Genomic DNA, 13,547 nt, shown 5'->3' with positions numbered 1-13,547 from the left:
AAATCAGGAGAATGTCCACAAACAAAAGGATTTTCTCCTGATTTTTCCATAAACGGAGCGAGGGCGCCGCTCAATCATCTAACTTGATGATTTTGCGACACCCTCTTTTAGGTGGATGTTGTGATCCGAGGAGACTTTTGATGTTTTGATTTGGTATAGGTGGCGTGAAATAACAGAAAAAACCGGGTGCCAGATTTTTTTCCGGCAGCCCGAAAACCCCGTAAAACGGGAGGATGCCGGGTGACCGATCGCTCAGTCCCCGGCATGTATTATGAAAAAGTTTATACAAAAGTATTTCTACTGCGAAGCATCTTATTTATTTGATGGTTTTAGTATACGGGAAAGCTGTGAAAAAAGAATGTTCAAGAAATGAAAGATTTTTAAATGATACATGAACAAATTATGAACAGATGAAGTTTTACACAGATTTTACAAGATCTTGATCTCGAAAATAGGGAAGGGACGATATACTGTAGATAAAATTATCTGATCCGGAAAGGGGATACTCTATGGTAAAGATCTACGTGCTTGATACGAACGTCCTGATCCAGGCGCCCTACGCTGCCGGGTGCTTTGAGGACAACCAGGTCGTCCTGCCCATGGCGGTGCTGGAAGAGCTGGACGGTCTGAAAAAATCTGAGGGGGAGAGGGGGGTGAGCGCCAGGCGTGCCATCCGTTTCCTGGAGCAGCTCCGGCAGAAGGGGGACCTGCTTGCCGGAGTGGACCTGCCGGGCGGGGGAAACTGCCGTGTGGAGAGAAACTACGTGGATGTGGCGCTCCCGCCGGAACTCTCGGAGGAGATCATGGACAACCGGATCCTGAAGGTGTGCCTGGGGCTTGCGAGGAGCCATGAGGAGCAGGTGATCCTTGTGACAAAGGACATCCTGCTGCGGATCAAGGCGCAGATCCTGGGCATTGCTGCGGAGGACTTCACCACAGAGCAGGTGTTTGAGAATGAGAACCAGTACAGGGGCAGGATCGAAGTGTTTGCGCCGGAGGAGAGCTTTAAGGATTTTAAGAAGAAAGGGATCCCGGCCCGGTGCGTCTATGTGACCGATGAGGCGGGAGAGCGCCGGACGCCGCAGCTTACGGAAAATCAGTTCGTCATCCTGCGGGCAGACCAGTCTGTGAAGAAGACGCAGTTGGGGCGTGTGGAGCGGGGCGTGATCCGGAAGCTGGAGTACAAAAAGAGCACGCCCTACGGCATCCGGCCCAGGAACGCGGGACAGTATTTCCTCCAGGAGGCGCTGATGCAGCCGGCAAAGACGGCGCCCCTTGTGATCGTCAAGGGCATGGCGGGGACGAGCAAGACGTTCTACTCCCTGGCGGTGGGCCTTGAGAAGGTGCTCAATAACCCAACCGGAGAGTACCGGCGGATCCTTGTGTGCAGGCCCAACGCCCAGTTCGACTCAGACATCGGGTTCCTGCCCGGGGATGAGCAGGAGAAGATCTCCCCGCTCATGCGCCCGGTCATCGACAATCTGGAGCAGCTCATCGATTCCAGCGAGGACGAGCGGTTCGCCAATGAGGAGGAGCTGCAGGGGAAGATCGAGGAGATCTTTGCAAGAGGACTGATCCAGACAGAGGCCATGAACTACATACGGGGAAGGTCCATCATCAAGACCTACCTTATTATAGATGAGGCCCAGAACATGACGCCCAACCAGATCAAGGGGATCATCACCAGAGCCGGGAAGGACACAAAGATCATCCTACTCGGGGACCCGGACCAGATCGACCGGCCCTTCCTGGATGAGCGCACCAACGGCCTCAGCTATGCATCCGAGCATATGAAGGGAAGCCCCTTATGCTGGCAGATCACCATGACGGCTGAGGAGTGCCTGCGCTCCGAACTGGCCATGGACGCCATTCAGAGACTTTAGAGAAGATACAGGTTAGGAGAGGAAGAAAGCGTGTCAGTTACATATAAACAGATCCGGCAGGATGAGGAGATCAATCTGCTGATCGAACACGGAAACAGTATATTGAAAGAGCTGGGATACACAGAACATTCCAGGAAACATGCCGCCAGAGTGTCGGAGACGGCGGCCCGGATCCTGAAAGAGCTCGGATACGGCAGACACAGGATCGAGCTGGGAAAGATCGCCGGCTATATGCACGATATCGGCAACAGTGTAAACCGGCATGACCATCCCCACAGCGGGGCGGTCCTGGCCTACCAGATCCTCAAGGAGCGGGGGATGGAGCTGCAGGACGCCATGACAGTCATGACCGCCATCGGGCACCACGACGAGGAGACGGGGACCGCGGTGGACGAAGTGTCCGCAGCCCTCATCCTGGCGGATAAGACAGATGTGCGCAGGAACCGGGTGCAGAACCCGGTTCCCGCCAATTTTGACATCCACGACCGGGTGAACTACGCGGCCCTGGCATCCAGCCTGACGATCGACAGGGAGAAGCGGGTGATCCGCATGGAACTTGAGCTGGATGACGCGATCTGCACGGTGATGGACTATTTTGAGATCTTCCTGCAGCGGATGATCATGTGCAGAAGGGCGGCGGAGCAGCTCGGATGCAGGTTCAAGCTGGTGGCAAACGGGAGCAAGCTCTGCTGAGAGGGGCTCAGGGAAGCCGGCCGGAAAAAAAGGAGAGAAATCGTAGACTTTCTACAGGAAAGAAGAGAGACATATATGGTAAAACAGAAGATCCAGAATATTTACACGGCCCTGCGGCCATCCGAGCGCAAGGTCGCAGATTATATCTTTTCCTACCAGGGGGGAGCAGACAGCCTCCTCATTGAGGAACTCGCCAGGGAGGCGGGCGTGAGCCAGCCAACGGTGGTGCGCTTTGTGAAAGCCGTGGGCTACCAGAGCTTCCGGGATTTTAAATACGCGATGCTCCAGGACGAGATCCGGAACCAGGGGGAGGACAAAGATGGCGGGATCGGTCTGTACGGCTTCCGCCTGTCCGCCAGCGACAGGCTGGAGGAGATACCGGGCAAGATCATCACGACCTCTGTCCGGATGCTGGAAGAGACACTGCAGTGCATCCGGAAGAAGGACTTTATACAGGCGGTGGACGCCATCCTGGACGCGGACAGTATCGTGATCTACAGTGTGGAGAACTCCATCTGCACGGCCAACGACCTTTTGACAAAGCTGACGTACCTGGGGCTGAACTGCAGGATGTACACGGACTATTACCTGCAGCATGTAAGCGCAGACAATCTGAAAAAGGGCGATCTTGCCATCGGGATCTCCTACTCGGGCTACTCGAAAAACACGGTGGAGATGATGCAGGTGGCCAGAAAGGCCGGCGCCAGGACGCTGGTGCTGACGAATTTCGAGAACGCCCTGATCGCAAAGTATGCGGACATCCTGCTGTGCGCCAGTCACCGGCAGTTCTTTTACGGGGACACGATCTTTTCCAGGATCTCGCAGCTTGCGCTTGTGGACATGCTGTATGCGGGCGTCCTGAACCGGGACTACAGGGCGCTTTCAAAGAAACTGCAAAAGACCAGCTCGATCGTGGCCAGGAGAGCCTACAGCGAAGAAGAAAAGCCGCAGTAGGAGGAGAGACGCAGACGGGGAGGACCTGTAGAAAATCTACAGGCCTCCCTGTTTTATTATTCTTACCGGATCCGCCTCTCTAGCGCCTGTAGGCGAAGAGCGGGATCCCGTTCTTCGTGGGCAGCTCCACATGGCCCTGGGTCAGGGGACGCACATAATCGATGAAGGCGTCGCTGATGTCAGAGCCGTCATTTGTGATCCACTCCATGGGAACACCTTTTTCCTTATTGCAGATGATATTGACATCCGCCGTGCCGTAGGAAAGCTCGTAAGGTACGCTCTTGTTTCTTATGAAAGTGACCATTTTCCCGCTCTCGCCGGCGAGGGCAGCCTGTACGGCGTAGACGCCGGCGTTAACCGCCTCGTCCAGATCCACCCGGGACAGGTGGGAGCAGGAGCACCGCTGGCAGACGTTCAACTCCACGGAGCGGACCTTGACGCCCAGGCGCTCTTTCACCAGGTTCTCCAGGTACTTCCCGGAGCCGGTGAGCATCTTGTGCCCGAAGGTGTCGGTGCCTACGTCGCTCGCGTACTCGCAGATGAAGGTGCCCTTTCCGTCGTTGATGCCCTCGGAGATGCACACTACAAGGTTGGGCGTTGTCTGGAGGGCTTCCTCCACTTTGTCAATGAAGGCGTCCTGGTCAAAGGCGACCTCCGGCAGGTAGATGAGCACCGGGTTGTCCCCCTTGAACTTGCGGGCCAGCATGCTGGCGGCCGTGAGCCATCCGGCGTGGCGGCCCATGATCTCCACGATGGTGACGGACTGCTTGTTGTCATAGACCGAGGCGTCTATGGCGATTTCGCGGACCGTGGTGGCCACATACTTGGCCGCGCTGCCGTATCCGGGCGTGTGGTCCGTCTCCACCAGGTCGTTGTCAATGGTCTTGGGAACGCCGATGAAGCGGATGGGGCTGTTCATGAATGCCGCGTACCTTGACAGCTTGCTCACGGTATCCATGGAGTCGTTCCCGCCGATGTAGAAGAAGCTGCTGATGTTCAGCTCGGCGAAGCGGCGGAACAGTTCCGGGTACACCGGGTCGTGCAGATCCTCCGGCAGCTTGTAGCGGCAGGAGCCCAGGTAGGCGCCCGGCGTGGTGCGCACCAGCTCCAGCTCGTTCGTCTTGCCGAGGGCGCCAAGATCCATGTAATTGCCCTGCAGAAAGCCCTCGATCCCGTTGATCATGCCGTAGACCGTGCCGATCTCATCGGTCCTGCGGATCCCTTCCGATGCGACGCCGTAGAGGCTGCCGTTGATGACTGCTGTGGGGCCTCCGGACTGTCCCACGATGATATTTTTTTTCATACTCGATTCCTCCAACTCTTTGTCAGCCGGCTGTGTCCGTGCCGTGCGGCGACTGCCGGCCCTATACAGATAACTATAGCGGAAAAACAGGATTTTTACAATTGTATGCTGCGGATTTTGCAAAGATTGAGTTGGAAAACGCGGGGGAATACTATATACTAGTGTCATCAGGAGGAAGAGAAGTATGAAATACATTTCATTTGCGATCCCGTGCTACAATTCCCAGGACTATATGGCACACGCCATCGAGAGCATCCTGCCCGGCGGGGAGGACGTGGAGATCATCATCGTCAACGACGGTTCCAAAGACGACACATCCCGGATCGGGCACGAGTATGCGAAGAAGTACCCGGACATCGTGAAAGTGATCGACAAGGAGAATGGCGGCCACGGCGACGCGGTAAACTGCGGGCTTGCCAACGCCACAGGAAAATATTTCAAGGTGGTGGACAGCGACGACTGGGTGAACGAGGAGTCCCTGCACCGCATCCTGCAGGTGCTGCGCGGCTTTGAGGAGGAAGGCACGGAGGTGGATATGTTCATCGCCAACTACGTGTACGAGAAGGAGGGGGCGGAGCACAAGAAATGCATCCATTACCGGAATGTGCTGCCCCAGGATGAAGTGTTCCACTGGTCCGACATCGGCCATTTCCATCTGGATCAGTACATCCTCATGCACTCGGTCATCTACCGGACCGAGCTGCTGCTTTTGTGCCAGCTTAAGCTGCCGATGCACACCTTCTACGTGGACAACATCTATGTGTACTATCCGCTGCCCCATGTGCGCAGGCTTTACTACATGGATGAGGATTTCTACCGCTACTACATCGGGCGGGAGGATCAGTCCGTCAACGAGAAGGTCATGATCCGGCGTCTGGACCAGCAGATCTTTGTCACGAAAAAGATGATCGACATGTACCAGATGAAGGAGATCATGAACAGGAAGCTGAAGAAATACATGATCAACTACCTGGCCATCATGATGACCGTGTCCTCCATTCTCTGCATCCGCTCGAAGGAGAAGGAGAACCTGGACAAGAAAAAGGAGCTCTGGATCTATCTGAGAAAGAAGGACCCGGGGACCTACATCAAGATCCGCTACGGCATCCTGGGACAGACCATGAACCTGCCCGGCAGATCCGGACGGAAGATCTCCTCCCTGGCCTATCTGGTGGCAAGACGGCTCATCGGGTTCCAGTAGGAAGGCATAAAGCCGCCGCCGCGGCATATATTCTCTGTAAAAGGGCGAAGGAGCGTGCAGGGAAGGTGGCGGGACAGAAGATCGAGAACCTTTTGAATCTGGCGCTGGACGCGACGGAAGAGGAGAGGGAGAGGTCCGGAGAGCTGGAGACCGGCTATGATCCCATAGAGCGGGAGTGGGATGTGATCGTGAAGTATTCCGGCAGCCTGGAGAAGGTCAGGGAGACAGCCGTGCGTGTGACGCCGCTCCTCAACGAGTATGCGGTCGTCACGGTGAAGGAGTCCGCCCTGCCAGCCCTGGCGGACCTGCCGGAAGTGGAGTATATCGAGAAGCCAAAACGCCTCTTTTTTCAGGTGGCGGACGGAAGGCGCGTATCCTGTATCGATGCGGTGCAGGATGGGCGCCTTTCTCTTTCGGGACAGGGGGTGCTGGTGGCAGTGCTGGATTCGGGGATCGACTGGACGCTGCCGGATTTCTGCCACGCGGACGGCACGACCCGCATCCTGGCGCTCTGGGATCAGTCGTCAGGCACAGAGTACACGAAGGAGGAGATCGACCGGGCCCTTAAGGCCGGGACAGAGGCGGAGCGGTACGGGCTCCTCCCGGTCGCCGACAGCTCCGGCCACGGCACCTCCGTGGCTGCCATCGCGGCGGGGAACGGGGGCGGGGATGTCCGGTACCGGGGAGCGGCGCCGGGGAGCAGCCTTCTCGTGGTAAAGCTGGGCGTGCCCCGGGCGGACGGGTTCCCCAGGACGACGGAGCTGATGACAGGCATCGACTACGCGGTGAGGAAGGCGCTGGAGTACCGGATGCCCCTGGCTCTGAACATCAGCTTCGGCAATACATACGGAGCACACGACGGCACCTCCCTTCTGGAGCGGTACATTGACGATGTGGCCAATCTGGGCCGGAGCTGCATCTGCGTGGGGGCCGGCAATGAGGGCAGCGCCGCCGGGCACGCCCAGGGGCGGCTGGCGTCCGGGGAGACCGCGGCGGTGGAGCTGGCGGTCCAGGAGCGGCAGACGGCCATGAGCATCCAGATCTGGAAGACCTATGCGGACGAGGTGCAGCTCTCCCTCATCACGCCCTCCGGGGCCCGCACAGGGCCGGTGCGCCGCAGCGCGGGAGCCCAGCGGATCCGGATCGGGCCCACGGAGATCCTTCTGTACTACGGGGAGCCGAGCCCCTACAGCCTGCTGCAGGAGATCTACATCGACCTTCTGCCGGCGGACGCCTACATCGCAGCCGGCACATGGCAGATCGTCCTGGAGGCGGAGCGGGTGGTGGACGGAAGGTATCAGATGTGGCTGCCCTCGGAGGCGGTCCTGAATGAGGGGACCGGCTTCCTGCGCCCCTCGGAGGAGTTCACCTTCACCATCCCCTCCACCGCATCCCGGGTGATCACGGCCGGCGCCTACAACGGCCGCACGTTCAGCTATGCGGATTTCTCGGGCCGGGGCGGGGAGGGGGAGGGGTACCGCACCAAGCCGGATCTTGCGGCTCCCGGGGTGGGCGTGGTCACGAGAGTGCCGGGCGGCGGCACGGCGGCGGTCACCGGCACCTCTTTTGCCGTGCCTTTTGTGACGGGAGCGGCGGCCCTTCTCATGGAGTGGGGCATTGTCCGGGGGAACGACCCCTATCTGTACGGGGAGAAGATGAAGGCGTACCTGCGAAGCGGCGCCCGGCAGCTTACGGGGTCCGGCGCCTACCCGAACAACCTGGTGGGGTACGGCGCCCTGTGCGCCGGGGACAGCATTCCGGAAACAAGGTAGAGGGGGATTGCCCGGACTGCCAAAATGCGGTACGATAGCAGGAGAACTATGGCCGCCCGGACCGGCGGCCGGACAAAGGAGACTTACATTATGAGACCAGAACTTCGATTTGAGACAAAGACCATGCGCGCGGCGGACCTGGGCAGGGAGTCCTGCCTGCCGGACCTTCTCGGGGAGAGGATCCTGCAGAACGACCTCGTGTTCCGCCTGGACGAGGACGATGAGATATATGAAGGGTACGGGCGCAGGCAAAATGCCTACCCCTACCGGCAGTACAACTGCTACACGAGGAAGCTGAAGGAGCGGGACGTGCAGACGGCCGTTCTGGAAAACGACTATCTGACCGCTGTGTTCCTGCCGCAGTACGGCGGACGCCTCTGGGAGCTGTGGGATAAGGAGAGCGGCCGGAACCTGCTGTACACGAACGATGTGCTGCGGTTCAGCAACCTGGCCGTCCGGAACGCCTGGTTCAGCGGCGGCGTGGAGTGGAACATCGGCGTCATCGGCCACACGCCCCTGACCACAGAGCCTCTCTACACGGCCCGGACGCAGCTTGAGAGCGGGGAGCCGGTGCTGCGGATGTACGAGTACGAGCGGATCCGGAAGGTGACGTACCAGATGGACTTCTGGCTGGGGCAGACGGACCGTTTCCTCAACTGCCGGATGCGGATCGTCAATGAGAGCGGGGACGTGCTCCCCATGTACTGGTGGAGCAACATGGCGGTGCCGGAGTATGAGGACGGCCGCATCATCGTGCCGGCCGGCAGTGCGTTTACATACCGGGACGGCGCGGTGTACAAGGTGGATATCCCTGTGGTGGACGGAGTGGATGTGACGGCGTATCAGGAGATCCCCCGCTCGGTGGATTACTTCTTCGACATCCCCCGGGAGGCGCCTAAGTTTGTGGCGGATGTGGACCGGGACGGGTTCGGGCTCCTGCAGATGTCCACGGCCCGGCTGCGCAGCCGGAAGCTGTTTTCCTGGGGGCATCAGGGCGGTTCCGACAGATGGCAGGCGTTTCTCACAGACAGGGCGGGCCGCTACATCGAGATCCAGGCCGGCCTCGGGAAGACCCAGTACGGCTGCATTCCCATGGCGCCCCACACCGCCTGGGAGTGGCTGGAGCGCTACGGGGCTGTCCGCATGGAGCCGGAGGAGATGGCGGCGGGCCACGAGAGCCGGGCGGCGGCGCTCACAGGGAGGATACAGGAAGCAGGCATCCCCGCCCGCATGGAGGAGATCCTGGCGCAGACGAGGGGGATGGCGAAGGAGCCGGCGCGGCTGGTCCTGCCGGGCAGCGGGTACGGCGCGTTCCGGAACGCCGGCAGATGGACCGGACATCTTGCGTTCCAGGCGGAAGGGGACGCCTTTGCGAGGTGGCGGAAGTTCTTTGAGACAGGGATCCTGCACTGCCCGGATGTGAAGGACAGGCCCGATGAATTCCTGATCGACGAGGAGAACCTGCCCTTCCTTCTCGCCTCCCTGGAGGAGAAGAACCGGGATAACTGGTACGCCTTCTACCAGGCGGGGGCCTGCCTTGCGGCGGCCGGCCGGTATGCCGGGGCCGTGCAGGCGCTGGAGAGATCCCTGGCGCTTGCGGAGAGCCCGTGGACGCTCCACGCCCTGGCCTGCGCACATCTCGGGGAGGAGAGATATGAGGACGCCGTGCGCGCCATCTGCCGCGGCATGGAGCTTGCCATGGAGCTGCCGGACCGGGCGGACAGACTCTCCTACATGAAGGAGGGCTTTAAGATGCTGCACCTTCTTGATAAGGCGGAGGAGATCCGGAGGTGCTATGCGTGCCTGGATGGCGCCCTCGCAGGAGACGGCCGGCTCAGGTTCTACTATATATCCGCACTCCGTGACCTGGGAGAGTGGAAAGAGGCGCTGGCGCTTCTGGAGGCGGACGGGGGCCTTGTGATGGACGACATCCGGGAGGGGGAGGACTCCATCGGGCAGCTCTATACGTCCCTGCAGGAGAAAGTGACGGGACGGCCCGTGCCGGTGCCGGACCGATATGATTTCAACGCACTGTAGGGCGCGTGCGCAGTTGAATTTCCCCGCCGGATGATGTATGATAAAAGGCGGGTTACAAGCCAGATAACAGAGAAAGGACTAATTCCGATGAAAGAAGAAAAACATACACAGGCAGCCGGGGAGAAGCAGAAGACCCTGGCATTCCTGCGGGAGGCACAGGCCGTGTTCGTCCTCCTCTCCGGGCACACAAGGATGCCTTTTGTATTCTGCGATCCGGGGACATTCGACGATGAAGTCCTCCTCTACCGGACAGAGGAGGATGCCCAGAAGGGCGGGAAGCTGCTCCTTGTGCAGAAGGATCCGGTGCGCATCGTCAAGGTGGAGAAGCGGCACCTGCTCTCCTTCTACGCGAGCCTTTTCCCCATGGGCGTCAATGCCCTGGCGGTCAACAAGGGGCTGGAGGACGAGATCCACATCCAGTTGGGAGACCTGGTGAAACGGCCGGATATGGACCACCTGCCGGACGGGAAGAAATGGGTGGAGAACCCCCAGTTCCATCTCACGGCCCTCTATTTCATGCAGCAGATGCGCAAGGATCCGAAGCAGGAGATGACGGAGGAGCTCAGGGAGATGCAGGAGGAGATGCTGGTGGATCTCCAGAAGGGGAAATTCCTGATCGCCGTGGAGGACGGCAAGGGACTGCCTGTCCTGAAGCAGAAGGACGGCTCCGTGTTCCAGCCCATCTTCACGGATCCGGACGAGTTCCGCAAGTTCAACCGGAAGAACACATACAGGACAGCGCTGATCGAGTACGCGAAGATCCCGGAGATCCTGGCCCCGGAGGCGAAGGGCGTGCTGGTCAATCCCATGGGGGTCAATATCCCCTTCCACATCGCGCGCCCGAAGAAGCAGGAGCAGTAGAGGCTCCTATTTCTTGTACTGGCGACGAGCCAAAGTCCGGGCTTGCCCGAGACCTTGGCGACCGCCTACAATCCCGGAATGTGCCTTTCGGAACTTCCGGTGATTTGCGGAACAGGGAAAGCCGCCACGCATAAGATAGTATACAGAAGACAGAAAAGAAGAGGAGACGAGAGATATGATATACGGCAACATACTGGAAGCGACGGGACAGACTCCCCTCATCCGCCTGAACCATATGACAGGGCCGCAGGACGCCCAGATTCTTGTGAAATTCGAGGCCATGAACGCGGGCGGGTCCATCAAGACGAGGACTGCCCTTGCCATGATCGAGACGGCGGAGAAACAGGGACGGATCCGGCCCGGGGAGAACACCATCGTGGAGCCCACGAGCGGCAACCAGGGCATCGGCCTGGCGCTGATCGGCGCGGTGAAAGGGTACAGGACCATCATCATCATGCCGGACTCTGTCAGTGAGGAGAGAAGGAAGCTTGTAAAGCACTACGGGGCGGAAGTGAAGCTGATCCACGACGCGGGCAACATCGGCAAGTGCATTGACGAGTGCATGCAGACCGCCCTCGCCATGGCGGCTGCCGACCCGAAGGTGTATGTGCCCCAGCAGTTTGCCAACGAGGCAAACACATGGGCCCACAGGGAGCAGACCGGGCGGGAGATCCTGGAGCAGGCAGGCATTCCCATCCACGGATTCTGCTCGGGCATCGGCACAGGCGGCACCATCACCGGCGTGGGGCAGGCCCTCCGGGCGGCCAATCCGGATATGGAAGTCTGGGCGGCGGAGCCGGAGCATGCGGCCATCCTCTCCGGCGGCGCTGTGGGCACCCACATCCAGATGGGCATCGGGGACGGTGTGATCCCCGACATCCTGGACCAGAAGATCTACAACCGCATCGAGATCGTGACCGATGAGGAGGCCATAGAGACGGCCCGGGAGCTCGCCTCCAGGGAAGGCCTTATGTGCGGCATCTCCAGCGGCACCAATGTGGCGGTGGCCCGCCGGATGGCCCGGGAGCTCGGGAAAGGGAAGACGGTGGTGACGATCCTGGCCGACACGGCGGAGCGGTATTTTTCCACCGAACTGTTTGATGAGTAAGAGAAGGAGAAAACGGCATGTTCCGGACTTTGATTTCTTATTTTAAGCCCCATATGGGCATCTTCATCCTCGACATGTGCTGCGCGGTCTTTGTGGCGGCGGTGGACCTTGCGTTCCCCCTCGTGTCCCGGCACGCCATGTACGAGATGCTGCCGGATAAACTGTACGGCGCATTTTTCACAGTGATGGGCATCGTGGCGGTCAGCTACGTGCTGCGCTCTGTGTGCAACTATGTCATGACCTACTGGGGCCACACATTCGGCGTGCGGGTGGAGGCGGATATCCGGCGGGACCTGTTCCGCCATCTGCAGGAGCTGGACTTTGAGTTCTATGACGCCAACCGCACCGGAAAACTGATGAACCGCCTCACGGGGGACCTCTTTGAGATCACGGAGCTGTCCCACCACGGGCCGGAGGATCTGCTGATCTCCGTCCTCACCATCGTGGGGGCGCTGGGCGTCATGTTCTCCATGGAGTGGCGGCTGGCCCTGGTGGTGGCTGTGATCATCCCCATCTTTCTTGTGGTGGTTATGGTGTGCCGCCGGAGCATGGCGGACGCCTCCCTGCAGGTCAAGCAGAAGATGGCGTCCATCAACGCGGACATTGAGTCCTGCATCTCCGGCATCCGCACGTCCAAGGCGTTTGCAAACGAGGATGTGGACCAGGCCCGGTTTGATCACTCCAACGACGTGTTCAAGAACTCCAAGAGCGGGTACTACAAAGCCATGGGGCGCTTCAATGCATCCCTGGAGTTCTTCATGTGCATCATGCCGGTGACGGTCATCGCCTACGGCGGCTGGCTCATCATGCAGGGGGAGATGAACTATGTGGACCTCATCACCTTTAACCTGTATATCAGCGCCTTCATCACGCCGGTGCGGAAGCTGTCCAACTTCGCGGAGATCTTCACCAACGGCACGGCGGGCCTTCGCCGCTTCATGGAGCTGATGGCCATACAGCCGGCGGTACAGGAGAAGGAGGACGCGGCGGAGCTGACGGTGACGGAGGGGCGCATTGACATGGAGGATGTCAGCTTCTCCTACGACGGGAGCGCGGAGGTGCTCACCCACGTGGATCTGCACATCACGCCCGGACAGACCGTGGCGGTGGTGGGCCATTCCGGCGGCGGCAAGACGACGCTGTGCCAGTTGATCCCCCGTTTTTACGACGTGACGGAGGGAAGCATCCGCATCGACGGCACCGACGTGCGGGATGTGAGGAAGCGGTCCCTGCGCGACAACATCGGCATCGTGCAGCAGGATGTGTTCATGTTTGCGGACACGGTCTATGAGAACATCCGCTACGGAAAGCCGGACGCCTCCTACGAGGAGGTCGTGCGCGCGGCGAAGAAGGCGGAGATCTTTGACGACATTATGGAGATGCCGAAGGGATTTGACACGTACATCGGCGAGCGGGGCACCATGCTCTCGGGCGGGCAGAAGCAGAGGATCGCCATTGCCCGCATTTTCCTGAAGGATCCGAAGATCCTGATCCTGGACGAGGCCACCTCCGCCCTGGATACGGTGACGGAGAGCTACATCCAGAAAAGTTTTGACGAGCTGCGGGAGGGGCGGACAACCCTCATCATCGCCCACCGGCTTGCCACGGTGCGGGACGCGGACCGGATCATCCTCATAGACGAGGGCCGGATCCAGGAGAGCGGCACCCACGAAGAACTCATAAAAAAAGACGGGCAGTACGCCCGCCTGTACCACACGCAGGAGCTGCGGTAGCC

The 13,547-nt window shown here is 59.7% G+C and carries 10 protein-coding genes; 9 read left to right on the top strand and 1 reads right to left on the bottom strand.

Annotated elements, in window-relative coordinates; genetic code table 11:
* Window positions 1-509: 509 nt before the first annotated feature.
* The 3 genes from H6A20_RS06350 to H6A20_RS06340 all read left to right on the top strand — a co-directional run bounded on the left by H6A20_RS06350 (window position 510) and on the right by H6A20_RS06340 (window position 3,530).
* Window positions 510-1,883, top strand: a complete 1,374-nt coding sequence (locus tag H6A20_RS06350) for a PhoH family protein (RefSeq protein WP_204906293.1) — start codon at window positions 510-512, stop codon at window positions 1,881-1,883.
* Window positions 1,884-1,913: 30 nt separating this feature from the next.
* Window positions 1,914-2,576: an HD domain-containing protein gene (locus H6A20_RS06345; RefSeq protein WP_204906292.1), complete on the top strand. Its 663-nt coding sequence runs from the start codon at window positions 1,914-1,916 to the stop codon at window positions 2,574-2,576.
* Between the two features lie 75 nt (window positions 2,577-2,651).
* Window positions 2,652-3,530, top strand: coding sequence for a MurR/RpiR family transcriptional regulator (locus H6A20_RS06340; RefSeq protein WP_204906291.1), 879 nt, complete (start codon window positions 2,652-2,654; stop codon window positions 3,528-3,530).
* Between the two features lie 79 nt (window positions 3,531-3,609).
* Here the strand turns inward: H6A20_RS06340 and H6A20_RS06335 are convergent, their stop codons facing one another.
* The gene (locus H6A20_RS06335) at window positions 3,610-4,833 is read right to left on the bottom strand and encodes a 6-phosphofructokinase (protein WP_204906290.1); all 1,224 of its coding nucleotides are present in this window, start codon (window positions 4,831-4,833) and stop codon (window positions 3,610-3,612) included.
* A gap of 184 nt (window positions 4,834-5,017) precedes the next feature.
* Here H6A20_RS06335 and H6A20_RS06330 point away from each other — a divergent pair, with 184 nt between their 5' ends.
* The 6 genes from H6A20_RS06330 to H6A20_RS06305 all read left to right on the top strand — a co-directional run bounded on the left by H6A20_RS06330 (window position 5,018) and on the right by H6A20_RS06305 (window position 13,545).
* A complete protein-coding gene (locus tag H6A20_RS06330) occupies window positions 5,018-6,034 on the top strand; it encodes a glycosyltransferase family 2 protein (protein WP_204906289.1) in 1,017 nt (338 codons plus the stop codon).
* Between the two features lie 65 nt (window positions 6,035-6,099).
* Window positions 6,100-7,806 carry a S8 family serine peptidase gene (locus H6A20_RS06325; protein ID WP_204906288.1) on the top strand — a complete coding sequence of 569 codons (1,707 nt, stop codon included), beginning with the start codon at window positions 6,100-6,102 and terminating at the stop codon, window positions 7,804-7,806.
* Window positions 7,807-7,896: 90 nt separating this feature from the next.
* Window positions 7,897-9,843 (top strand): DUF5107 domain-containing protein, encoded by a 1,947-nt coding sequence (locus H6A20_RS06320; protein ID WP_204906287.1) that lies wholly within the window; start codon window positions 7,897-7,899, stop codon window positions 9,841-9,843.
* A gap of 87 nt (window positions 9,844-9,930) precedes the next feature.
* Entirely contained in the window at window positions 9,931-10,704 is a 774-nt protein-coding gene (locus tag H6A20_RS06315) for an SseB family protein (protein ID WP_204906286.1), read from the top strand.
* A 175-nt stretch (window positions 10,705-10,879) separates the two neighbouring features.
* Window positions 10,880-11,812 (top strand): PLP-dependent cysteine synthase family protein, encoded by a 933-nt coding sequence (locus tag H6A20_RS06310; protein ID WP_204906285.1) that lies wholly within the window; start codon window positions 10,880-10,882, stop codon window positions 11,810-11,812.
* Between the two features lie 17 nt (window positions 11,813-11,829).
* Window positions 11,830-13,545 (top strand): ABC transporter ATP-binding protein, encoded by a 1,716-nt coding sequence (locus tag H6A20_RS06305; protein ID WP_204906284.1) that lies wholly within the window; start codon window positions 11,830-11,832, stop codon window positions 13,543-13,545.
* Window positions 13,546-13,547 lie beyond the last annotated feature (2 nt).

The sequence above is a fragment of the Mordavella massiliensis genome, assembly GCF_016901695.1.
In the GTDB taxonomy this organism is placed as follows: Bacteria; Bacillota; Clostridia; order Lachnospirales; family Lachnospiraceae; genus Claveliimonas; species Claveliimonas massiliensis_A.
This window is presented reverse-complemented; position numbering and strand designations above follow the sequence as displayed.